This window comes from Allobosea sp. 05T433, from assembly GCF_056396065.1.
In genome coordinates, this window is the sequence record NZ_JBFTKS010000019.1 from 75,645 (window position 1) to 99,068 (window position 23,424).

20 protein-coding genes are annotated in these 23,424 nt (G+C 65.1%); 9 read left to right on the top strand and 11 right to left on the bottom strand.

Annotated features, from left to right (window positions below; genetic code table 11):
* Nucleotides 1–124 precede the first annotated feature (124 nt).
* Genes AC1DGP_RS23430 through AC1DGP_RS23460 form a run of 7 tightly spaced genes read right to left on the bottom strand, consistent with a single transcriptional unit; the run spans nt 125 to nt 6,262 of the window.
* A complete protein-coding gene (locus tag AC1DGP_RS23430) occupies nt 125–778 on the bottom strand; it encodes an RraA family protein (protein WP_113518985.1) in 654 nt (217 codons plus the stop codon).
* 37 nt (nt 779–815) lie between these two features.
* A complete protein-coding gene (locus tag AC1DGP_RS23435; RefSeq protein WP_476832578.1) occupies nt 816–1,838 on the bottom strand; it encodes a C-terminal binding protein in 1,023 nt (340 codons plus the stop codon).
* 25 nt (nt 1,839–1,863) lie between these two features.
* Nucleotides 1,864–2,616 (bottom strand): amino acid ABC transporter ATP-binding protein, encoded by a 753-nt coding sequence (locus AC1DGP_RS23440; protein WP_476770715.1) that lies wholly within the window; start codon nt 2,614–2,616, stop codon nt 1,864–1,866.
* A gap of 2 nt (nt 2,617–2,618) precedes the next feature.
* Entirely contained in the window at nt 2,619–3,416 is a 798-nt protein-coding gene (locus AC1DGP_RS23445; protein ID WP_476770716.1) for an ABC transporter permease subunit, read from the bottom strand.
* Nucleotides 3,413–4,129, bottom strand: coding sequence for an amino acid ABC transporter permease (locus AC1DGP_RS23450; RefSeq protein WP_476770717.1), 717 nt, complete (start codon nt 4,127–4,129; stop codon nt 3,413–3,415). The genes AC1DGP_RS23445 and AC1DGP_RS23450 overlap by 4 nt, the downstream gene beginning before the upstream one ends.
* Nucleotides 4,126–5,325 carry an alpha-hydroxy acid oxidase gene (locus tag AC1DGP_RS23455; RefSeq protein ID WP_476832579.1) on the bottom strand — a complete coding sequence of 400 codons (1,200 nt, stop codon included), beginning with the start codon at nt 5,323–5,325 and terminating at the stop codon, nt 4,126–4,128. Before AC1DGP_RS23455 ends, AC1DGP_RS23450 begins: the two co-directional genes overlap by 4 nt.
* A gap of 46 nt (nt 5,326–5,371) precedes the next feature.
* Nucleotides 5,372–6,262, bottom strand: coding sequence for a transporter substrate-binding domain-containing protein (locus AC1DGP_RS23460; RefSeq protein ID WP_441493589.1), 891 nt, complete (start codon nt 6,260–6,262; stop codon nt 5,372–5,374).
* 139 nt (nt 6,263–6,401) lie between these two features.
* Between AC1DGP_RS23460 and AC1DGP_RS23465 the strand changes: the two genes are divergently transcribed.
* The 5 genes from AC1DGP_RS23465 (at nt 6,402) to AC1DGP_RS23485 (ending at nt 11,693) form a co-directional block, all read left to right on the top strand.
* On the top strand, nt 6,402–7,355 hold the full coding sequence (locus AC1DGP_RS23465; RefSeq protein WP_476770720.1) for a LysR substrate-binding domain-containing protein: 954 nt from the start codon (nt 6,402–6,404) through the stop codon (nt 7,353–7,355).
* Nucleotides 7,352–8,275: a LysR family transcriptional regulator gene (locus AC1DGP_RS23470; RefSeq protein ID WP_476770721.1), complete on the top strand. Its 924-nt coding sequence runs from the start codon at nt 7,352–7,354 to the stop codon at nt 8,273–8,275. The genes AC1DGP_RS23465 and AC1DGP_RS23470 overlap by 4 nt, the downstream gene beginning before the upstream one ends.
* A gap of 103 nt (nt 8,276–8,378) precedes the next feature.
* The gene (locus AC1DGP_RS23475) at nt 8,379–9,722 is read left to right on the top strand and encodes an acyclic terpene utilization AtuA family protein (RefSeq protein ID WP_476832580.1); all 1,344 of its coding nucleotides are present in this window, start codon (nt 8,379–8,381) and stop codon (nt 9,720–9,722) included.
* 1 nt (nt 9,723) lies between these two features.
* Nucleotides 9,724–10,047, top strand: a complete 324-nt coding sequence (locus AC1DGP_RS23480) for a DUF4387 domain-containing protein (protein ID WP_476771012.1) — start codon at nt 9,724–9,726, stop codon at nt 10,045–10,047.
* A gap of 638 nt (nt 10,048–10,685) precedes the next feature.
* On the top strand, nt 10,686–11,693 hold the full coding sequence (locus tag AC1DGP_RS23485; protein WP_441493596.1) for a DUF1254 domain-containing protein: 1,008 nt from the start codon (nt 10,686–10,688) through the stop codon (nt 11,691–11,693).
* A 289-nt stretch (nt 11,694–11,982) separates the two neighbouring features.
* On the opposite strand, the gene AC1DGP_RS23490 is transcribed toward AC1DGP_RS23485, so the two are convergent.
* The gene (locus tag AC1DGP_RS23490; RefSeq protein WP_476832581.1) at nt 11,983–15,654 is read right to left on the bottom strand and encodes an autotransporter outer membrane beta-barrel domain-containing protein; all 3,672 of its coding nucleotides are present in this window, start codon (nt 15,652–15,654) and stop codon (nt 11,983–11,985) included.
* A 388-nt stretch (nt 15,655–16,042) separates the two neighbouring features.
* Between AC1DGP_RS23490 and AC1DGP_RS23495 the strand changes: the two genes are divergently transcribed.
* The gene (locus AC1DGP_RS23495; protein WP_441507128.1) at nt 16,043–17,041 is read left to right on the top strand and encodes a sensor histidine kinase; all 999 of its coding nucleotides are present in this window, start codon (nt 16,043–16,045) and stop codon (nt 17,039–17,041) included.
* Between the two features lie 252 nt (nt 17,042–17,293).
* Here AC1DGP_RS23495 and AC1DGP_RS23500 read toward each other — a convergent pair whose 3' ends face one another.
* The 3 genes from AC1DGP_RS23500 to AC1DGP_RS23510 form a co-directional block, all read right to left on the bottom strand.
* Nucleotides 17,294–17,695: a PRC-barrel domain-containing protein gene (locus tag AC1DGP_RS23500; RefSeq protein ID WP_476770931.1), complete on the bottom strand. Its 402-nt coding sequence runs from the start codon at nt 17,693–17,695 to the stop codon at nt 17,294–17,296.
* Nucleotides 17,696–18,383: 688 nt separating this feature from the next.
* Nucleotides 18,384–18,617, bottom strand: a complete 234-nt coding sequence (locus AC1DGP_RS23505; RefSeq protein WP_441507130.1) for a hypothetical protein — start codon at nt 18,615–18,617, stop codon at nt 18,384–18,386.
* A 117-nt stretch (nt 18,618–18,734) separates the two neighbouring features.
* On the bottom strand, nt 18,735–19,160 hold the full coding sequence (locus AC1DGP_RS23510) for a DUF1236 domain-containing protein (RefSeq protein ID WP_441507131.1): 426 nt from the start codon (nt 19,158–19,160) through the stop codon (nt 18,735–18,737).
* A gap of 240 nt (nt 19,161–19,400) precedes the next feature.
* On the opposite strand from AC1DGP_RS23510, the gene AC1DGP_RS23515 reads away from it, so the two are divergent.
* The 3 genes from AC1DGP_RS23515 to AC1DGP_RS23525 all read left to right on the top strand — a co-directional run bounded on the left by AC1DGP_RS23515 (nt 19,401) and on the right by AC1DGP_RS23525 (nt 23,316).
* Nucleotides 19,401–19,712 carry a hypothetical protein gene (locus AC1DGP_RS23515; protein ID WP_476770934.1) on the top strand — a complete coding sequence of 104 codons (312 nt, stop codon included), beginning with the start codon at nt 19,401–19,403 and terminating at the stop codon, nt 19,710–19,712.
* Nucleotides 19,713–20,218: 506 nt separating this feature from the next.
* On the top strand, nt 20,219–21,799 hold the full coding sequence (locus AC1DGP_RS23520; RefSeq protein ID WP_476832582.1) for an ABC transporter substrate-binding protein: 1,581 nt from the start codon (nt 20,219–20,221) through the stop codon (nt 21,797–21,799).
* A gap of 11 nt (nt 21,800–21,810) precedes the next feature.
* Nucleotides 21,811–23,316, top strand: coding sequence for a M81 family metallopeptidase (locus AC1DGP_RS23525; protein WP_476832609.1), 1,506 nt, complete (start codon nt 21,811–21,813; stop codon nt 23,314–23,316).
* The last annotated feature ends 108 nt before the right edge of the window (nt 23,317–23,424 follow it).

The following is a 23,424-nucleotide window of genomic DNA, read 5'->3' on the forward strand; positions in this document are numbered from 1 at the left end:
TGCTGACGTTCGCGCCAGCTCCAGAGATTCATGCCTTGCCCGAAACCCGGCATTCGCTATCGGGCCATACGGGCCTCCAGCGCAGAACGATTGCCGCCACCCTCAACCAATCGTCGTTCCGCTGCTATTTTGCGGCCGGTATAGAGAACATTTCAGGTATTGTTCCGCCGGAACGGATCGTCTTGATCCAGTCCTCCTCCTTCAGCAGATGCGCCTGCGCGGCGGCCAGGACCTCCGCAGCGCGCTCCAGCGGTACGACAACAACGCCGTCGTCATTGCCGAGGACGATATCGCCCGATCGAACCGGCACGCCCGCGACCGCGACGGTGCCATCGATCGTTCCGCCAAATCCGTGATGCGGTCCCCTCGGCACGATGGCGCGGCAGAACATGGCGAAGCCGGCCTTGCGCAGATCGGAGACGTCCCGCACCGCCCCGTCGATGACCGCCCCGCCGATCCGCCTCTGAACGGCCTCTTCCGTCATGACCCCGCCCCAGACGGCCGTGTCTTCGACGCCGCCGGCATCGACGACGATGATCTCCCCCGGTCTGGCCGCAGCGATCAGCGAGCAGATCGGCCCGCAATCGCCGACCATCGTCGTTACGGTGCGGGCCTGGCCGCAGAGGATCGTGTCGGCAGCGATTGGCTTGATCGCCGCCTTCATCACCTGCGTGCGGTTCATGCAGTCGGAGGCTACGGCCGGCGGGATTGCCCGCCAGGCCTGGAGTTCTTCGGCGCTGAGCGCCCTGAAGTCGGTTTCGCTCTGCTGAAAGGCCATTGTCTTGTTCCCGTGTGCGAGAGGTGTTTGCCGGCCGTCAGTTCGCCTTGGCGTCCCAACCGGGATTGACGTTGTTCCGCAGCCGTCCCTCGAACAGGAATTCGAGCAGGATCTCGGCGGAGAAGGTGCGCATGTCGAGATAGCCGGCCTCCGAGTAGAAGGCGGCGTGCGGCGTCACGACGAGGCGCCCGGCGAGCCAGGAGGCGTTGCCGCGCCAGGCCTCGATCAGCGCCGGCGTCGGCACCGGCGGTTCCTTGGGCAGCACGTCGAGGCCGGCGGCGGCGATGTGGCCGCTCTTGAGCGCGTCGTGGAGGGCATCGACATCGACGAGCCCGCCGCGGGCGATGTTGATGAAGATGCTGCCGGGTTTCATCGCGGCGAACTGGGTTGCCCCCATAAGATTGCGCGTGTCGTCGGAGAGCGGCACATGCAGGCTGACGACGTCGGCGCGGCGCAGAAGTTCCTCCTGCGTGCGGACGCGCTCGATGCCCAGGCCGAGATCATGTCCCTCCGGCTGGAAGGGATCGACATAGATGACCTTCATGTCGAAGGCTGCGGCGCGGCGGGCGACCGCCGTGCCGATGCGCCCCATGCCGATCGCGCCGAAGGTCGATCCGCGGATACGGCGCACCACCGGCACGTCCTCGGCGACGAAGCCGGCGACCGGATCGGCCTTCAGCCGCGCCTCATAGCTGCCGAGCCCCCGCACGAGATGCAGCAGCATCGCCAGCGCATGGTCGGCCACCTCGGTGGTGCCGTAGTTCGGAACGTTCGAGAGCGGGATGCCGCGCGCGCGGCAGGCGGCGCCGTCGACATTGTCGAAGCCGACACCTACCCGCACGATCAGCCTGCAGCGATCGAGCTTGGCGACCACGTCGGCCGTGATCTTCATGCGGTGCCAGACCAGCACCGCGTCACAACTGCGCCAGATTTCGTCTGGAATCGCGTCCGGATCTGTCTCGTCGAAAACGATGTAGTCCAGCCTGTCGCCCGAGACGCCGTGCTCGACGTCGAGATCGCGCAGATGCGCGTCGGGAACCAATACCTTGAGGGCAGTCATCGCAATCAATCCTGGCCGCAGCGTTTCAGAGAACCTTGTCGAGAAAGTCTTTTAGGCGAGGGTCGGAGGGGGCCTTGAAGAGGGTCGCGGGCGGCGCGTGCTCGACGATGACGCCGCGATCGGTGAAGAACACCTCGTCGGCGACCTCCTGCGCGAAGCGCATCTCATGGGTCACCAGCACGCAGGTCATGCCCTCCCGCGCAAGATCGCGGATGACGCTCAGCACCTCGCTGACCATCTCGGGGTCGAGCGCGGCGGTGACCTCGTCGAAAAGGATGGTGCGGGGCTGCATGGCCAGCGCCCGCGCGATCGCGACACGTTGCTGCTGGCCGCCGGAAAGCTCACCCGGATAGGCGCCCTCCTTGCCGGTCAGCCGAACCTTGGCGAGCAGGGCGCGGGCGCGCTCCGTCACCTCCGCAGGTTTCTCGCCGAGCACCTGGATGGGCGCCATGGTGAGGTTCTGGAGTACCGTGCGATGGGGGAAGAGATTGTACTGCTGGAACACCATCGCGACCTGATGGCGCAGCGGGATGAATGCGCGGTCGGTCCGGAGTTTCTCCACCTGGAAATCGCCGACGCGGATGCTGCCGCTGTTGATCGGCGTCAACCCGTTGATGCAGCGCAGGATCGTCGATTTGCCGGAGCCCGAGGGGCCGATGATGCAGACAACGCGGCCATCGTTGACGGAGAGCGAGACGCCCTTGAGCACGGGGAAGGCGCCGAACGACTTGTGGACGTCGCGCAGTTCGATGAAGGTTTTCGGAATGGCGGTCGTCATGGTCACCTCGCTCGCACGCGCCGTTCGAGCCAGCGTGTCAGGATCGCGATCGGAAAGCTGAAGAGGAAGAAGAGCAGCAGCACGAAAATGTAGACGGCCGTGGCGATGTGATCGCCATCGCTGCCGATGACCGTGCGCGCGACCGAAATCACGTCGGAGGTCCCGGTGACCACGACGAGGCTCGTGCCGATGAAGAGCATCGCATAGATCGTCATCAGGTTCGGCGTCATCAGCGGCAGCGCCTGAGGCACCACGATATGCCGCAGGATCTGCAGCCGGCGATAGCCGAGCGAACGCGCCGATTCCCACTGCCCGCTGGCGATGGCCTCGACGCCGCCGCGAAACACCTCGGCGATGTTCGCAGTCACCGGCAGGGCGAGCCCGACGATCGATTTCACCATCGGCGACAGGAAGACGGTGGCGCCGAAGACCGTGACCTCGAAGGGCAGCAGGTAGAGCATCGCGTAGAGCACGACCAGCCAGGGCGAGTTGCGCAGCACGTTCATCACGAATTCGGAGGGAATGCGGATGAGTTTGCCCTGGGAGATCAGTCCGATCCCGAGCACGGCGCCGACGGCTGCAGCGATCGCCATCGCCCAGAGGCTGATGAGGATGTTCGCTGCGAAGCCCCCGGTCGAGCCGCTGAAGTCGGCCGAGCCGGAGAGCAGCAGCGGCGTGCGCAGCCAGATCTTCGCGAGAATGGCCGGCGTTTCGGCGCCATACACGGCGAAGAGCAAGGCGGCGAGCACGGCCGGAACGCCGATGATGCCGAGCAGGAAGGCGCGCCATTCGCGGCTCATGACGCCTGGACTCCGTATCCGGGGATGCGGAAGACGTCGCCCAGCCGGCGCAGGATGACGACGGCGAGGCTCGCCAGGGCGACGTAGAGAATCCAGATCAGCAGCATGACCTCGAGATTCCTGAAGGTCTCGAGGGAGATCTGCGTCGCGCCGTACATGATGTCGGGAACCGCGACGAGCGCTGCCTGCGACGAGGTCTTGATCAGGCTGACGACGTTGTTCGTCATGGCCGGCATCGACAGCCTGAAGCCAATCGGCAGCTCGACATGTCGAAAGGTCTGGAAGCGCGTATATCCGAGCGAACGCGCGCCTTCGACGGTCTGAGACGGCACGGCGAGCAGACCCGATCGGATGATCTCGACCGCAATCGCGCCGTTGTAGAGACCCAGCGACAGCACCACGCAGGTGAAGCCCGAGAACAACGGCACGCTGCGGCCCGTCGTCGGATCTGTCAGCTTCAGCCCGACTTCGGAGAGCATGAAATAGAGGAAGAAGAGCTGCACCAGCGGCGGCGTGTTGCGGAACAGCTCGACCAGAACGGTCGTCAGCGTCTCCAGTACCGGCAGGCGGAAATGCAGGCACAGCGCGCCCGCCACGCCGATCACCAGCATCAATGCGATGCCGAGCAGGCTCATCAGGATTGTCGTTCCCAGGCCGCGCAGCAGCCAGGTCTGGTAGAGGCCGTCGCTGAGCCAGCTGTAGTCGAGGCTCATGACAGAGGTCTCCGATCCCGCAGCAACTCGACCTCCGCCAGGCCACGCAGGTCATCGATGCCGAGTAGCGCCATGGCGATGTCGATCTCCTCTGCCAGCAAGGCGATGGCCTCGGCGGCGCCACGCTGGCCGCCGATGGCCGCCGCCATCAGCATCGGCCGTCCGACGAAGACGAAATCGGCGCCGAGCTTGAGCGCCTTCAGCACGTCGGCGCCACGCCGGATGCCGCCGTCATGCATGACGGTCAGCGTCAGGCCGCGCTCGGCGATACGCTCCAGGGCCGCCAGCGAACTGGCGGCGCAGTCGACTTGCCGACCGCCGTGATTGGAAACGATGATGCCGTCCACCCCGGCCTTCTCGGCCACGGCCGCATCGCCGGCCGCCATGATGCCCTTGATGACCAGCTTGCCCTTCCAGCGTCGGCGCACCGCTTCGATATGCGGCCAGGACAGCGCATCGCGCCGGCCGATATCGCGGACCAGGGTCGCGGAAAAGACCGGGGGCCCCTGTCCGGCATCCATGTTCTCGAAGCGGAATTTCAGCGCGGCCAAGCGGTCGCGCAAGAGAACGCGCCGGAGCCAGCCCGGGCGCGACAGGCCCTGCCAGGCGAGGCCCAGGCTCGGCTTCACCGGTGAATGGAAGCCGTGCCGCGCGGCGCGCTCGTGCTTGGGGTGCACGGCGGTGTCAGCGGTGATCACCAGAGTGTCGAAGCCGGCCGCCTCGACGCGGTCGATCAGCCTCGCGATGCGGTCCGCTTCGCCTGGAACATAGGCCTGGAACCAGCTCGTCGCGCCGGCCGCCCGGACCTCTTCCATCGCTGTCAATGAAGCGCCGCTGAGGATGAAGGGGATGTCGGCATCGGCGGCGGCCCGCGCGAGCGCAATGTCGTCATCCGGGGCGATCAGCCGGCTGAGCCCCATCGGCGCGATTCCGAAGGGCAGGGGCCTTTCGACGCCGAACAGCGTTTTGGCGAGCGAGCGCCGCGAGACGTCGACGAGCACCTTGGGCAGGAAGGCGAGCTCGCCGAATGCACGAAGGTTGCGGGCGTGCGTCGCCTCGTCGTCGGAGGCGCCGGCGAGGTAGTGATAGAGCGCCGGCGGCAGCATGCGTCGCACGCCGGCATCCAGGCCGGCGAGGCCGGCGCTGCGATCGATGGCGCGGCGCCTGTTGCGAGGAGCGACCTTCAACGCATGCATGATGAGCCGAACCCCGCTCGCTCGCGCCTGACCCTCCGCGCTCGCGCTACTGCGCCTTCTTCGCATCGGCAGCGCGCTTCTGGACGTATTCGCTCTCGCCGAGATTGTACTTCTTCTCGCCCTCGACCATCAGCCCGCCGGCCTCGGCCTTGATGATGGCCGTGTCGACCGCCTTGAGGAATGCGGGCTCGTTCTTGCGCACGCCGCCGGCGATCGGGACGTATTCGAAGGTCTGCAGCGCGATCTTGTACTTGTCCTTCCAGCCGTCCTCCATGACCTTCATGTTCAGGTTCGGGCCGTCAAAGGCGATGGCGTCGCAGCGGCCGCCCTGGAAGGCGCTGAAGATTTCGGCGGTTCCGGTGAACAGCACCAGCTCGGCGCCCATCTTCTCGCTCAGCGTCCGGTTGTAGAGATTGCCCTGGCTGCCGCAGATCTTCTTGCCGCGAATGTCGTCCCAGCTCTTGTAGGTCGCTTCCTTCGGCGCCATCAGGACGATACCGGCCATGGAATAGTAGTGCTGCGTGAAGTCGATGACCTTGCCGCGATCCGCGGTGACGCCGAGCGTCGCGAAGATCACGTCGATGCGGCCGGCATTCAGGAACTCGATCCGGTTCGAGGCGACGACCGGGACGTATTCGATCGCAGTTTCCGAGCCCAGCAGGTCCTTGGCGACGGCCCGGGCGAGATCCACCTCGAAGCCGACATTCTGGGCCTTGGGGTCCAGATAACCGAAGGGGATGTAGTCGTTGCGGATGCCGACGATGAGCTTGCCGCGCTGCTTGACGCGGTCGAGTTGGTCGGCTTGCGCGGCGCCGAGCGAGGCGGCGAGGCCGAGCCCGATGAGCGATGCGCCGGTGAGGTAGCGTGCGCTGCGAACCGTGCCGGCCGAGACGGACATCATGGCGCGCAGGCGCCGCTGGGCGTTTTCGATGAACATGACGATCCCCGTTGTCCGAACGCTTGCCGGAATGTCCCTCGGACATCCTCGTGCGTCCTTGAGGGGATGATCATCTTGCGGAATATAATTTTCCAATAGAAAATTATCGCTGCAGAATAACTGGAGCTTATGCTGTCACATGAACGTCCGCCAGATCGAGGCCTTTCGTGCCGTCATGACCACGGGCAGTGTGACGCGCGCCGGCGAGAGGATGAGCATCTCGCAGCCGGCAGTCAGCCAGCTCATCGCCCTGTTCGAACGCCATTGCGGCTTTCGCCTCTTCGAGCGGCAGGGCAGCAAGCTGGCCCCGACGCGAGAGGCCCAGGCGCTGTTTGCTGAAGTGGAACGGATGTTCGTAGGCGTCGGTCAGATTGCCCGGGTCGCGACGGCGTTGCGCGACCAGTCTTGGGGGGCACTCAGCATCGCCGCCTTTCCCGCCATCGCCCGTCGCGTCGTGCCCGACATTCTGTGGGGCTTCTGCAAGGACAGGCCCGACACGCGCTTTCGCATCGAAAGCATGCGTTCCCGTAGCCTGATCGACGCCGTCGCCACCCAGCATGTCGATGTTGGCTTTAGCTTTCTGCCGAGCGATCGGCCGGAAGTCGAAAGCACGCATCTTCACCGGCTGCGCGGGCTCTGCATCCTGCCCGCCGGCCATCGCCTGGCCACGCGCCGATCCATCGAGGCTCACGACCTGACGGACGAGGACTTCATCTCGCTCGGGCCGCAGGACCATTCGCGTTTCGTCATCGACAGGATCTTCGAGGAGCGAAAGATCCAGCGGCGCCTGCGCATCGAGGTCGGCCAGTCGGAGACTGCCTTTTCCTTCGTCGCGGCCGGCGCCGGTGTGGCGGTGGTCGATCCGATCAGCGCCTACAACAACACCAACCCCGCCGTCATCATCCGGCCGTTCTCGCCTGCGGTCGAGTTCGACATCTGGCTCATTCGCCCAAAGGCGGCGCGATCCTTCAACCTCGTCGACAGCTTCGTCGCGCATGCCCTGGCCGAGCTGGAACGCTTCGCCGACCACGTCGCGCACGGGCACGGCATGAGTGATGAAATGCCTGCACCTGCCGAGGCGCCGCGCGCATGAACATCCGCCAGATCGAGGCCTTCAAGGCGATCATGGAACTCGGCAGCTTCACTCGGGCGGGTGAGAGGCTCGGGCTGTCTCAGCCGGCCGTCAGCAAGCTCGTTCTGCTGCTCGAACGCAAATGCGGCTTCGGCCTGTTCCATCGTCAGAGGAACGGTGTCATCCCCACCGCTGAGGCGCAGATGCTGTATGCGGAGGTCGAACGCGTCTTCCTCGGCGTCGATTCGATCCAGGCGCGCGCCAGGGCGATCCAGCGGCTCGACTATGGCGAAATCCGGCTCGTGGCCTTTCCCTCGCTCGCCACCCGCATCCTTCCGCCGATCCTGGCCGAATTCCTGGAGGCGCGGCCTGGCCTGCGGATCGAGATGTCGAGCCGCAATTCCTGGCTGCTGGTCGAGCGCATCGCCACGCAAGCCGTCGACGTCGGCTTCGGCATGTTCGCGGCTGACAGGCCGGGCGTGCGGTTCGAGAAGCTCTGCACCATGCGCGCCGTCTGCGCACTGCCGCCGGGCCACAGGCTGGCCGGACTGGATGTGGTCCATGCGACCGATCTCACCGGGGAACGCTTCGTCGGCATGGTCGAGGAGGATCGCGCGCAGTTGCAAGTCGACAAGGCCTTCGCCGAAACCGGAGCCCGGCCCAACGTCGTCCTGACGGCGCAACTCACCGAGGCCTGCTGCTCATTCGTCGCGGCCGGCGTCGGCGTGTCGGTCGTCGATCCGTTGAGCACCGAAGGTTTCGCGAGCGGCCAACTGGTCGTTCGCCCTTTCCGGCCCGCCGTGGATTACGACATCTGGGTCGCCCTGCCGAGCTTCCGCGATGCCGCGCTCGGCACGCGCGCTCTCGTCGAGCATGTCAGGACCGGCTTGACCCGCAAGCTCGCAATCATGGCGACAGCCATCGGGGAGCCTCCGATCTAGCATATCTTTTCGTTATGTCTGGGGCGGCAGAAGCGATTTGACCGCAGGCCTCGTGCGACCGCCTCTATCGTGGAAGGAACTTCTTCGCGAAAGAGAGGCAGGAATGCCGCCCATCACAGTCCTCACCCCCACCGGAACGCTAGGTTATGGCTTTGGCGAAGAAGCGCTCGCGCGCGGCATGTCGCTCAACCCAGCCGTGATCGCCGTCGATGCCGGGTCGACCGATCCGGGTCCGCATTATCTCGGCTCGGGCAAGCCCCTCGTCTCGGACGTGAGCATCAAGCGCGAGCTGACCGCCCTGATCCGTGCCGGGCGTGCGGCTGGCATACCGGTTATCGTCGGCAGCGTCGGCGGCGCGGGATCCGGCGTCCAGGTCGATCGCACGGCGGCTCTGGTCCGCGAGATCGCCAGCGAGAACGGGCTGCAGCTCAGGCTGGCCACCATCCGCTCGGATATCCCGATCGAGCGCGCGAAGCAGGCGGTGGCGGCGAACGAGGTGCTCGGCTTCGAGGCCGGCTACCCCCTGACGCAGGGCGCGCTCGACGAAACGGTCACCCTGGTCGCGCAGATGGGGCATGAACCGATCTGTGAGGCGCTCGACGCAGGCGCCAACGTGATCATCGCCGGCCGCGCCTGCGACGACTCCGTCATCGCCGCCTATCCGATCTGGAAGGGGGCCGATCCGGCCCTGGCCATCCACATGGGCAAGATTCTTGAATGCGGCGCATTCTCTGCCGAGCCATTCGCCATGGATGTGATGCTCGGCACCGTGGACGAGGACGGCTTCGTGCTGGAGCCCGGCAGCATCAGGCGGCGGGCTTCCGTCAAATCCGTCTCCGCACATTCGCTCTACGAGCGCGAGAACCCGTTCAGGCAAGGCGGCCCGGGGCATGAGATCGACCTCACCGGTTGCTCCTTCGAGCAGCTCGGCGATAGGCAGGTGCGCGTCACCGGTGCCAGGCTGACCGAGACCGAGGACTACTATGTCAAGCTGGAGGGCGCGCGACTCGCCGGCTATCGCTCGATCGCGATCGCCGGTATTCGCTGTCCGACCACGATCGCGGCGCTCGACGGCATCCTGGACCAGCTCGAAGAGCGGGCACGCGACTATTTCGCGCCCGATCTTATTTCGGTGCAGTTCCATGTCTATGGCCGCGACGGCGTGATGAAGGAGCTGGAGCGGGAGCATTCGCCAGCGCGGGAAATCGGCCTCGTGATCGAGGTCACCGCCGCTTCGCAGGAACTTGCGCATGCCGCCTGCCACCAGATCAGCGGAGCCATGCTGCACCATCACTACGAGGGCATCATCAACCCCTCCGGAAACCTCGCCTTTCCCTATTCCCCGTCCGACCTCGATGTCGGCCCCGTCTACGAGTTCAGCGCCTATCACCTGATGAAGGTGGCTTCGCCGACCGAGCTTTTCCCAGTCACGCTGGAGGATTTGTGACATGGCCGCCCGTCCGCTCTGCGAGATCGCCGACATCGTTCGCAGCAAGAATGCCGGTCCCTACCGCATCACCTTCGACATCCTGTGCAGGGAGAAGGCGAACTACGAGACCATCCGGAATTCCGGCGCGATAACGCCGGAGACGGTCGCGAAAGCTTACAGTCTTGACCCCTCGGACATCTCATCCTTCTTCGAGATCGACATGGCCAACGCCATCAAGATCACGATCAGGCGCCCGCGCGCCCAGGGTTCCGCGGGCGAGGGCGACATGTATGGCTGTCAGCAGCACGTTCCGTTGATGAACATGCTCGTCCCAATAGGTTAGACCACGCTGCGCTTGAAAACCGCGATCCACTTTTCGGGCCGATGCTTTCCTGGAACGGCCAGGCCTCCTGGCGATGGTCGCGCTCATGCACAGGACCGAGTCCGCCGTCTCCGCCATCTCGCTCTGGCCCGCCCTCGAAAGCCCGGGCCGTCATCCCCGGGCCAGCCGCCGCCCTTCCTGACGGCGACGCCGGGACCGCTGCTCCCCTGCGGCGATATGAGCGTCGCGCGCGGGGGGCGAGAGGAGCGCGGCAGAGCTCGACCAGCTTCACCCGGTCGCCGGCCTTGATCGCTGTGATCAGCGCCCCATGCTCGGCGCGAGCCCTGCGCCGGATGCGCGGGGTTTGCTGCCGTGATCGAACGGGCGCCATGAACTTTCTGCGCCATCATCTGGATCGGCGCGACCAGATGCGCGTTGCCGCAACTGGTGAAGAAGACCCGGTCGCGATTGGCGCGAAATGGCAAGACGGGCAGGCGGCCCATGCACGAAATGCCGCGGAGGCAGTCCTGGCGGGGCGGATCACGGGTTTCCCCCGCCCCCTGGGCTGGCGATAAGCCGCAGCACGGACGCGGACCCATTCGGTCATGCCCCGATKAGCACATGAATCAGAGACGCCAATGAGGTGCCGTTCCATGCGAATGACGTCGATCTACAGCCTGAGTTTCCTGGTTCTCGCGCCATGCGCGGCGTATGCGCAGACGGTTCCGGTCAATGTCGACAACTTCAAGCGCGCCGAGACCGATTTCTATATGGCAAAAACGGCCGCTGACGGCGGCTTCGGCAAATTCGCCCATAGCAGGACGCCGACACCGATCGACAAGCAGCCCGTGGTCCGGATGAACCGGGATACGCTCTACTCCCAGGCGCTCTTCGACCTCGACGCCGGCCCGGTGACCATCACCCTTCCCGAAGCCGGGAAGCGCTTCATCTCGATGCAGGTCATCAGTGAAGACCATTACACCCCGATGGTGGTCTACAAGCCCGGCCGCACGACGCTGACCAAGGACAAGGTCGGCACCCGCTATGTGTTCGTTGCGGTCCGTATCCTTGTCGACCCCAACGACACCAAGGACCTCGCGCAGGTTCACGCGCTGCAGGATGCGCTTAAGGTTGAGCAGAAGTCGGCTGGCAAGTTCGAGGCCCCGAACTGGGACCTGGCTCAACAGAAGAAGATCCGTGACGCGCTCGAAGCGCTGTCGGCGGCATCCGGCAGCTTCACCAACGCCTTCGGCCCGAAGGGCAAGGTCGATCCGGTCAAGCACCTGATCGGCACGGCAGCCGGCTGGGGCGGCAACCCCGACAAGGACGCATCGTACCCCTCGTTCACCCCGGCCAAGAACGACGGCACAACGGTTTACAAGCTCAAGGTCAAGGATGTCCCTGTCGACTCGTTCTGGTCGATCAGCGTCTATAACGACAAGGGCTTCTTCCAGAAGAACGATTACGACGCCTATTCGGTCAACAGCATCACCGGCAAGAAGAGTGCCGATGGCGCGATCGACATCCAGTTCGGCGGCTGCGACGGAAAAATCGCGAATTGCCTGCCGATTACGCAGGGGTGGAATTACACGCTTCGGCTCTACCGTCCTCGGGCCGAGATCCTGAATGGCAAGTGGACGATGCCGGAGGCGCAGCCTGCATCGTAGACGGCATCAGCCCCGTTCGTCCGGCCGGCAAGCAGCGGTAACCTTCCACCCGCTCAAGCCGTTGGCCGCATGGTGAAACCGGGACGGCGGTCGTCCGCTGTTCCGGTCCTCCTCGGACGGAGACTGAAGCTTCGCAACCTCGGCGTCCTCGCTCCGGACCGGATGAACACCCTATCGAGAGCTCACATCGAGATCATCGGACCGGATATCGTATCCAGTCCGATGATCTAACCCTTTGTCTTTGCATCGGCTTTCCCGAAAACGGCAGTCCACCTTTCGGGCCGATGCCCTAGAACCGGACGTCGAGCCTGCCCTTGAGGGCATGATCGCGGGCCTTGTCGCTGATCGCGGCGCTGTAGCTGACGCCGAGCGTGGTGGTCGCGGTTGCGCGCCAGGCGAGGCCGGCCTCGGCCACCAGGGCGTTGCGGGCAAGCGGGGCGGCGTAAGTCTGAAACGGCGTTGCTGCGCCGAGGAAGGCGAGCTTGGCTGCGGGCGTCGTGTCGCCAAAGGCATGGCGCCAACCGAGCATGCTGCGGGCCAGCAGCGGCGTCGCGCCCAACTGCATCTCGGCCCGCAGGCCGAGCGTCGAGAAGCCGAGGCGCTGATCGCGGCCGAGCACCTGCAGTGCGGTCGGGCCACCTGTCTCGGCGTCGCGGCTGGTGCGGACCGTGACGGCTGCGATCTGCGCGAAGGGCTCGAACGAGACCGGCCCGTAGGGCAGGGCGTAGCCGATCTCGGCGAAGGCCTGGGCGGTCGCGCTGCGGCCATCGAAGCGCAGCACATCGGAGATCCCGGGCAGTGTCACCCGGCGCGTTACGTCGAGATCACTCCACGCATAGGCCGCGCCGGCCCGCAGCGAGACCGCCCCGAAACGCATGCCGCCATAGAGCGCGCCATGGGCGCTGCCCAGCTCTCCGCTGGAGCGGCGTCCATCGACATCGAAATCGGTGCGCGTATAGCCGCCGGCGATGCCGAAGCGCCAGTGCCCGGCATCGCTCCAGGTCGAGTTGAGCTCGGCGCCAAGCAGCATGCCGCCGCCGCGCCGGTCGAGCGAAGCCGCGTTGCGGTCTCCGTCCGTGCGCCCCTGCGCCCCGATCGCCTCGCCCCAAAGCGTGAAGCGTTCCGTGGCGAGGCGCGGTGCCGGCAGAGCCGTGCCGGCAGATCTGCCGGGCGCGTCGGCGCTGAAGGCGCCGTTGACCGAGCCGCCGGACGAGCCGGCGGCCAGGGGCCAGCGCAGCCGGTTGAGGATGGATTCGCGAATGAGATGGCTGTCCTCGATCGCGACGCCGACCGCTTGCGCGTGAGCCTCACCCGAGAGCGCGTCGAAGCCGGCGCGGGCGTCGGCGACGCTTGCCGTGAGCAGCGCATCGTAGACACGGTGGCCGGCGCCCAGCGCTTCGGCTGCTCCCGCGGCACCGGCCTGGTTGCGGGTCAGGGCGACCTGCGGGAAGGCGATCGCGTTGCGATCGAGCGTCAGCGCCACCTCGGTGGCGCCATAGGCCAGGCTTGGCGTCAGGAAGGCAAAATTGGAGGCCACCGCGGCGAACTGGCCGCTGACCCCGCCCTGCGCCGTCAGGATGGTGTAGCGCGTCGAGGCGCCATAGCCGCCTTGTTCCGCCAGGAGCTGCACCGTTCCCCCGGACACGGTCGCGGTCCCGGTGGCGGCGATCCTGTCGGACTGGCCGGCGGCATTGACCTCGAGTTGATAGGTCGAGCCGGGCGCGAAGGAGATGTTGCCGGCCACGGTCAGCGTGCCGATCGAATTGCCCGGTGCGACCGTGCCGGCATGGCCGACAATGACGCTCCCGACCGTGCCGGAACCGCCGAGCGCGCCGCCGGCCAGCGTGATGGCGGAGCCCGTCAGCGAGCCGTTGACCGTGAGCAGGCCCGACAGCACCGAGGTCGCCCCGGTATAGCTGCTGTTCCCCGTCAGAATGAGCCGGCCGGAACCCTGCTTGGTCAGCGTCCCCGTGCCCGAGATGTTCGCGGCGAGCGTGGCGGTATCGACAAAATCCGCGACGATGGCGCCGTCATTCAGGATCGCGCGCGTGTCGATCGCGCCCGCGCGCCCGCCGGTGCCGAGATTGAGCACGGAGGTATCGCTGATCTCCACCCAGCCGGCCTTGACCGTGCCGCCATCCGCAGCAGTGAGCATGGCGGTGGTGGCGCCGCAGCCGCAGCCATAACCGACGAAGAGGCCGTCGACCACGTTGAGCTGGGAGCCTGCGCCCGTGACCGTCACAGTGGCGCTGGCGAGGCCCAGCCCGGCATCGGAATCGTAATAGAGGTTGCCGTTCAGATTGACGATGCCACCGTCGGAAACGACGAGCGCGCCGGTTCCATTGGACCATTTGGAGCCGATGAACATGTGCTGCTCGACATTCCAGACCGAGCCGGCTCCGGTCACGCTGACGGTCGACGAGGTCCCATGCCCCTCGATGAGCGCGCCCGCCTTGCTGTTCATCACGCCGCCGCCGCTGATGGTCAGGGTCGCGGCAGCAGGACCGCCGACATCCGTGTAGCCCTCATTGGTGACGCTGGAATTTGCCCCCGAAACCTCCATGGCGGATTTGATCGCCAGGTACCCCATCGGGTCCACCAGCTTCAGCGTTCCGCCATTGCTGACCCGGAGCAGGCCGCTCGACACTTCGTTCCAGCCCATTGCCCAGCCGGCCGGATCGCCGACCGTGAGCGAACCGCCCTTGATCTCGAGCGTCGGGCTCGCGCTGCCGCCGAGGGTGAGCGCGCCCCCGATGACATTCTGCGCTCCGGTCAGCGACAGGGTGCCGGCGCCGTTCACAAAGAGAGAGCCCGGGCCGGAAATCTGACCCGAAAGGGTCAACACGCCGCTGGTGTCGATCGTGCCGCCGGCTGCGCCCAACGTCACATCCCGTGCCGAGGTGAAGCTGCCGGTGGTTTTGAGTGTGCCACCGTTGAGGGTCAGCCCCCCTGAGACCGCACCGAGATTGGCGTCGCGGCTTATGGACAGAACGCCTCCGTTGATGTTCGTCCCGCCGCTATAGGTATTCGTCCCTGTCAGGATGGTGACCCCGGCCTCGATAAGAAGCGCGCCGGCGCCTGTGATCTTGGGCGCGAACGTGTAGGCCGTAGAGGTATGGTTGAAGACAATGCGTCCCGTGGCTGCGCCGAATGCGACTTCGGCCGCGAGAAGGCTCCCGACCGCCGCCGCCGGTTGGCCGGACGCGGCACCAATGTTCAATGTGCCTGTACCGCCATAAGTGCCATTGGAGGCGACTCCAAGGATGCCCCCGCCACCTTCAACGGAAACGGTGCCTCCGGCCTGAATGGTGAGCGTCCCGTCGCCGAAACCGCCGACATACATGAACGAACTGCTGCTCAGGGACGATCCGGCCCCTGTGACCGTCACCGAGCCCGCGGCACGATGGGAGGGGCCGGCGGCGTTGCCTATGACAACGGAATCAAACGAGACAGTCCCTCCTGCTTCTATGAGCAGCGAGCCAGTGCCAGAGTGTCCAACATCGAGTTGTCCACTGCCGCTGAGGGATGATCCAGTCCCCGTCACGCTGACTGAGCCGTTACCGCCGACGGCTACGCCGATGCGGACAATTTCGGAGCCCACGCTGACGGTACCGCCGCCCGCAATGGTCAGCGCGCCAGTGCCTGTTTGACCAATGTTGAGGAAGCCGCCCGGAGTCCAATGCGGCAGCGGATTGGGCGATGGAAGAGGCGAAACATCGCCCGTCACCGTCACGGATGGCGTTTGCGCGGCAGCTCCCAGCGGCAGGCCGGCGAGCCAGGTGACGAGAGACAGCGCCGTGGTCGCCGGGAAGGACGCAGCGCGGCGGCCCGGCCGCGCGTGTCCGCGTGCCTGCAGGCCGGATTGTTGCCGGCCACGAGCCGCATCTTCGATCAGTCGCAGGATGGCGAGCGGCGCTCGCGCTCCGCGCCCCACACCGGCCGCCCTCTGCACTCGCCTCATCTAGCCCCCCGGCGCCGCGGACAAGATCGAGACGCACCCGCAATGCATGCCCGACCGTGAGAGTTAGGGTAGCGGCACTCTCGCGACAATACGGCATTCGCCGTAGATGCCGCGGAAAAGTTGTATAACTCAGATGTTAAATGACGCAGCGTCCTGCCGTGTGGGCGCTGGAGCAGAACGCGGTCGGCTGGGCGAGAGTCAGTGTGCTGCGCCGCCGGCGCCGTCCCAGGGCATGCGAACCTCCGCTGGCGGTCGTCAGAGCGCAACTGCCAGGTTGTTGGGGAGGCGATATTCCCCTGAACAATGGTCGCAGTCTGCCCTTAAGGCTTAGAGAACTCCGGCCTCCGCTGCTACGATGCCCACCCGCGTCCGCTCACCGAGTGTCATTATGCCCACCAGCAACCCTCTGTCGTGGAGCGCTGAGAGCCTCCGTCGCGCTATCGGCGCGGCCGGGGTGGCCCTTTGGTCGTGGAACGTGGAGACCGACCGGTTCGCCATGGACGAACGGGGATATGCCTTATGGGCAGTGCAGGACGACAGCATCCCGGTAAAGTTCGAGGATCTCTCAGCCCGAATTCACCCCGCCGACCGGGATCGGGTACGGAGCGCGTTCACGGCGACGCGGGCGATCGTCGGCTCCTATGAAATAGATTTCCGCATTATTATCGATGAGGAAATCCGATGGATCTCCGCTCGGGGCATTGGCGACGATTCGCATCTGCACAATGGCATTGCCTACGGCATCTTTCTTGATGTGACGGGGCGCAAGCAGGCGGAGGAAGGCCATGAGCTTCTCGCCGGGGAGATGAGCCATCGCGTCAAGAATCTGCTGTCCATTGCCTCGGGGCTGACCCTGATCTCGTCGCGGTCCACGACGACCGCCAAAGAGATGGCCACCGAATTGACCGGGCGCCTGGCGGCACTTGGCCGAGCCCACGATTTGGTGAGACCGCTCCCGGGCCACCAAGGCCATGCGGCTCTGCTCGGCGACCTGTTGTCGATCCTGCTGTCTCCTTATGAGGACCTGGGCGCCTTCAGCGGGCGCATCCGCGTCGCGGTGCCGCGCATGGGCGTTGGTGAGAGTGCGGCGACCACGCTGGCCCTTATCATCCATGAGCTCGCGACCAACTCGTTGAAATATGGCGCGCTGTCGGCCGAGACCGGCACCCTGGACGTTTCGGGTTGCTCTGACGACGAAGAGATCAAGATCATCTGGACGGAGCGGGGAGGCCCTGCCGTCGAACCTCCGAACGGCGCCGGTGGTTATGGTAGCCGCCTCGTGGTTCGCAGCATCTCAGGGCAATTGGGGGGCTCGATCGACTACAATTGGTCCCTCGAGGGGGTCATTGTCACGCTGCGGATCAAGGCGGCGAAGCTCGCTGACTAGGTGTTGCGACGCACGGCTGCGATGACTCGCGCCGCAGGTAGGCCGTCCGTGTCTTTTACGGCAGGTGCGTTCTCGCGTGCCGGGCGATCGCCCGACCGCGAGATATCGATGACGTGTGCCGCCCCTGCAGAAATCAGGTTCAGCTTCGGGTCACTGGCGCGCCGTGCGCGCTGCTGAACGGTGAGGGATTTCCAAGAAGCGGACATTGCGCCGGAACGGCAGCGAGGCGACCGCGGGCTGACTTCAGCTCGCTCACTTCGCGAAGCGGCCTTCATACTTGAACGGCGGGGCCGCCTTCAGCTGTTCCTTGGTGGCGTTGATCCGGGCGTTCCATTTCTTGTCCGACGCATTCCAGGTGACGGCAAGGGCGCTGGGACTGACCGCAACATAGTGCTTGCCCATGCCGAGCAAGCCGCCGACAGACAGGATGTAGGAATCAAAGCCGTTGCCGGCGATGACGAAATCCTCGATCTCGCCAACGCTTTCGTCACCAGAGTTCCTGACGTCGAGACCCTTGAGACTGCTGACGAGCGCCGAAGACTCCTCGACAGAAACGAATATCTTTGGCTCCGCCGGTGCAGGGACGGGCGCCGTCTGGGCGATGGCGGTGCCGGTAAGCAGGGTGGCAGCGAAAGTAAACGCGATGGCGCGCATGTTTGGAAGGTCCTTCTCTTTGGTTCGCAGCCTGAACTGCTGCGGCAGGATGGAATGGGAATTCCGAGCACCCCAATCTGTTCCTCAGGGCGCAAACTCCGCGGGAAGAGACGGTGTCCACGGGCTGTGAGAGCGGTTGGGGGAGGGAGCCAATCACGACGGTGCAATCACGACGGTGAAAGTGCAGGAACTGATTCGGTTGACCCCACTTCCGGCCGCAGTCGCCGCCGCCTGTCGATATGCGCGTCAGGCGGCGATATGCTGATGTGGCAGCGGCAACGCGCGACGCCGGCGCTTCGCCGCACAGCCTTACCTGTAGCGGTAATATCCGGAGTCGTGTGCCCGGCGCCCATAGGCGCGCGCGTGTGGAGGGGGGGCGCCGTAGTGTCGACCGTAGCCCCGTCCACGCTTCCAGTGGGGAGACCCGTGCCAGCCCTTATGGCCCTTATACCCGTGGCCGCCATGCTTGATCTGCTCGATGTGATTTTGGCCCTCGATCGCCGTCAAACCCGCGACCGGAGTGGCCAGCGCCATGGACGGCGAAATTGAGCCGAAGCCCAGCGCGGCAGCCGCAACAAGGATGAACTTTCGCATCGGTGTCTCCCAGGAAATTGCTGAAGTGCGGAAGGGAAAGGAAGCAGGTGCGTGGACAAGCCGAGGATCATCCACGGCGGAGCGCCGGTCATACTCAGCCGCAGATGCGCGAGCGCCGCACAACGACCTCGCCAAAGCGGTTGACGCGACGCTTTTCCACCAACCGACAATCCGCGTAGCGCTCGCGGATGACCCGACGCTCGCCATACGCTCGGCGCTCGCGATATCGGGGGGCGTCATAGCCGGGCCGGTCAATTCCCATATCGAGCCGTACCTGAGACTGGGCTGGCGCGCCGAGCATCGCGGTCGCGGCAATGCCGGCAGCCATTAACAGTGTCCGTATCAAAGCGTATCTCCCCCAGAATATTGTGATGACGTCAGACTTGGGCTTGTCCGGGAAATGCAAAGACAGGAGCCCACCCAGGAAGGGTGGGCTCCTTCTCGATCATTCGATGATCTGCACGATCTTGCGGGTTTTCGGCTCGACGAGGACGGTCTGATCGTTGATCACCGTGTAGCGATATTCGGTTTTGCCGTAGCGAGCGGGAACTTCGCGATAGGTCACGGTGTCGGGCAATGTCGCGCCGACGACGACCTTTTCGCGATAAGCCACCGAAGGGACCTTCTGCTGCGTCACATAGGTCCGGAACTCGGTTCTCTGGTCCGCAGCGATACCTCCTACGATCGCGCCAGCCGCGGCGCCGCCGACCGCGCCAACGGCTGCACCGGCAGGTCCCCCGACAATTGCGCCTCCCACTGCGCCAGCGCCAGCGCCCGTGGCGGCGCCCGCTGCCGCACCAGAGTTCGACTGCGCAAATGCGGTCACCGGAACGACGGCGAGAGCGGCGATAAGAACAAGATTCTTGATCATGGTTCTTTCCTTTTCATGGGGCTCGGTTTTGGCCCCAGCTGAAAAGGTAAACGTGCGGGTAAGGCAAGATGTTCCATGAATAACTGTTCATGATGACATGTTTAGCAGCGCCTTATTATTTATCTATTCGGAAGCGCGATCACGCCCGCGATGGGCATGTCTGCTCGTGGCCCGGGCAGGCGGGGAACTTTCATTCGATGGGCGCGTATCGAGTGGAGAGAGCGATTCCGGAGCCCGTTCATGATCCCCTATTTGGCGGCACTTCTTCCGAGCGCGCTTCTCCTGGTCTCCCACGCGGACACCGACAGGGGCGTGACCTATACCTGCAGCTTCGAGGAAGGTGTGATCGTCATCGACCGACCGGACGCTGCGGGCGGGGTCATGGTTCAAATCCACGGCGAGGCACGGCGATACGTCTTCGACCTGCAGAAGCTGGTGCCGGACGATGACCGACTGCCGACTTATTATTTCCAGGCCGAATTGAAGCGTTGGAAGCTGTTGAACAAGCGCGGAGAAACCGTCGAGACGACGGTTTGCAAGGCAAGCCTCTAGCGGCTGGATGGCGCGACCCCGCTCGATGGTCATCGACTGGTCATCAGGTCCAGGCGCCGACGTCCGTGACGGGCCTGTCGATCGCCGATCATGACCACAAAGATGCCCGCGATGGCGCTCCCCCGGCCGCAAGGGAAAAATCCATCGAAGGACGCCTGAGCTGCGGTCATGCGTTTGTGTTTCACCAGCCTCAAGGGACCGGAGAGCCCGGGTGATTGCTGTCCTTGGATACGTCCGGCTGCGATCACCTCAGAGCGTCCTTCTGCCGAACGCTATCGAAAGATCGGCTCCGATCGCCGGGGCGGCGCGGATCAGAGCTCGCCTTGTCGCTAAGGAACGAGCAGTTGCACAAACTATGGCGGATTCACGGGGGCGGCTTTGCGCTGCGCGCCTTGCACGCGTTCTTTCCGCCGCCATAGGATCGGCGTGCTGACATAGCGGCGACGCCGGCAGGCTCCGGGGGCACCCGCGACCGTTCCATCTGCTCGCACGGAAGGTCTCAAGGCATGAAGCGTCGGACATTTTTGGGCGCTGCCGCTGGCGCCGCCGTATCGGCCCTCGCAAAGCCCAGCCTCGCGCTGCCGGCAAAGCTCCTGAAATTCGTTCCCGAGGCGGATGTCGCGATCGTCGATCCAGTCTGGACGACGGCGACGGTGACGCGCAATCACGGCTATCTGGTCTTCGATACGCTCTATGGGCAGAACGCCGATTATGGTTTCGAGCCCCAGATGGTGGCGGGCCATACGATCGAGGACGACGGCAAGACCTGGCGACTGACATTGCGCGAGGGCCTGCGTTTCCATGATGGCGAGCCGGTGAGGGCGCAGGACGTGGTGCCGAGCATCCGTCGCTTTTCCGCGCGCGATGCCTTCGGCCGGGCCTTGATGGATGCGACGGACGAATTGTCGGCCGAATCCGACCGCGTCGTGAAATTCCGGCTGAAGCGGCCGTTCCCGCTGCTTCCGGCAGCCCTTGGCAAGACCGGGACGTCGATGCCCTGCATCATGCCGGAACGGCTGGCGCTGACCGACCCCAACAAGCAGGTGACCGAGATGGTCGGCAGCGGCCCCTACCGCTTCAAGGCCGACGAGCGGGTGCCGGGCGCCTTGGCGGTCTATGAGAAATTTGCAGGCTATGTGCCGCGGCCGGATGGCTCCGCCACCTTCACCGCCGGCCCCAAGAGCGTGTTCTTCGACCGGGTCGAATGGCGCATCATGCCCGACCCTTCGACGGCGGCCAACGCGCTCAGCACCGGCGAGATCGACTGGTGGCAGAACCCGACACCGGATCTGCTGGGGACGCTGAGAGCCAAGGCCGGACTGAAGGTCGAAGGTCTCGATCCGGCCGGCGGCATCGGCTGCCTGCGCTTCAACAGTCTCCACCCTCCCTTCGACAATCCCGCAATCCGGCGCGCCCTGCTCGGCGCCATCGACCAGACCGAGTTCATGACCGCGGTCGCCGGAGACGAACGCTCGATGTGGAAGGACCATGTCGGCGTGTTCAGCCCCGACACGCCGCTGGCGACCACGGCCGGAACGGAGGTTCTGGTCGGCAAGCGGGATTTCGCGGCGGTCCGGCGCGCGCTGGCGGCAGCCGGCTACAAGGGCGAGCGCATCGTGCTGCTCGACCCGACCGATTACCCCTCGACCCATGCGCTGGCGATGGTGGCCGCGGACGCGCTGCAGAAATCCGGGATGAATGTGGACATGGTCTCGACCGATTGGGGCACCGTCGTTCAACGCCGCGCGAGCAAGCAACCCATCGACAAGGGGGGCTGGAACATCTTCTTCACCTATCTGAACGGCACCAATAATTTCGACCCCGCCAGCCAGCTCGGCATCCGCGGCAATGGCGATCAGGCCTGGTTCGGCTGGCCGAAATCGCCGCGCCTGGAAGAGCTGCGCCTCGATTGGTTCGGGGCCAAGGATATCGCCGCTCAAAAGTCGATCTGCGCCGAAATCCAGAAGCAGTTCTTCACCGAGGTGCCCTATATCCCGCTCGGCGCCTATTACGAGAAGACGGCCTATCGCGGATTGGCCGGGATGCGTATTGGCTTCGCACAATTCTACGACGTGAAACGAGCATGATGTCCAAGCCGATCCGTATCGCCGTTCTCCAGTTCGCCCATGAGACGGTCACCTTCCTCCCCAACGACACCACCCGCGAGGATTTCATCTATCCCGGCTCGCCGGCCGGCGGCGAGGTGCTGCTTGCGACCGACCCGAAGGGCTATATGGGCGGCTTCGTCCAGGTCGCGCGCGAACACGACGATGTCGAGCTGATCGGCATCACCTCGCCGCTCTGGCCGCGCACCGGCACGGGCTCGGGTTGGGTCACGCAGGATGCCTACGAGCATTTCCTCGGCATCATGATCGAGGAGCTGAAGGCTCAACCGGCGCTGGACGGCGTCTATCTGGCGCTTCACGGCGCGCTGGCGGTACGCGGCGTGCCGCGTCCCGAGGCCGATATCGCAAGGCGCGTCCGCGAGGTCGTCGGCCCGGAGGCCTTCATCTCCGCGACATTCGATCCCCATGGCAATGAGGACGAAGCATTTCTAGAGCAGGCCGACATGGCCTTCTGCGTCAAATACTTCCCCCATTACGACATGCACCTGCAGGGCGAGCGCGCGGCGCGCATGCTGGTCAGGGCGATCCGCGGCGGCTTCAAGCCGGTGCACCGGTCGCTGCGGATCCCGATCCTCGCACCCACGGTCGTGATGTGGACCGGCGCCTCGCCCTGGTCCGACCTGATCCAGCGGGCGCTGATCTGGGAGGCGCGGGAGCCGGATGTCTTCGTCAATGTCTTCTTCGGATTTCCCTGGTCGGACGTTCCCGATGCCGGGATGGGCCTTCAGGTCCTGACCAATGACGACCCGGATCTCGCCGAGCGCGTGCTCCGCGATATGGCCGACTGGACCTGGCGGCGGCGAAAGGCGCTGCTCGAGACCGTGAAGATCCACACGATGGAGCAGGGCGTCATTCTCGCCCGCGAGGCCGTGACGGAGGGCAGGGCGCCGGTCGTGCTCGCCGATTACAGCGATCGCTCGGGCTATGCCACCTGGCTGCTGCGGGAGATCGTCGCGCAGAGCTGTGAGCGCACCCTGATCGCCACCATCGCCTCGCCCGAGGCTATCCGTGCCGTGCTCGCGGCCGGAGCCCGGCCCGGCGATGCGTTCGACGCGGAGATCGGCGGCCTCTTCGATGAATCGGCAGGCGAGCCCGTGCGCATCACCGGCACGATCCGCGATATCCGGACGGCCACGAACCGACGCGGCATGGGCAACGAGTCCGTCTGCGTCAGCTTCGGCAACGGCAATGTGCTGGTCTTGAGCCCTTATCTGGTCCAGATCATCGAGCCATCGGAACTCCGGGAACTCGGTCTCAAGCCCGCGGAATTCGATATCATCGCGATCAAGTCCCGCGTCCATTTCCGCCGGGGTTTCGACGATAGCGGCTTCGCGCCGACGATCCTGCTGGTCGAGCCGTCGCAGCCCTTCATGGGCACGGTGCATCTCGAAGCTCTGCCCTACGAGAACCTGACGCTGAAGGACTACTATCCCTATGGCAGCCCGCGCTTTCAGCCGGAGGAGGGTGGAGATCGCTAGCGTCGGCCCGACATAGCGGACGGCGGTTTTCGGGAAAGCCGATGCAAACACAAAGGCTGAGATCATCGGAGCGGATACGATATCCGGTCCGATGTCCAGGCGTGATCT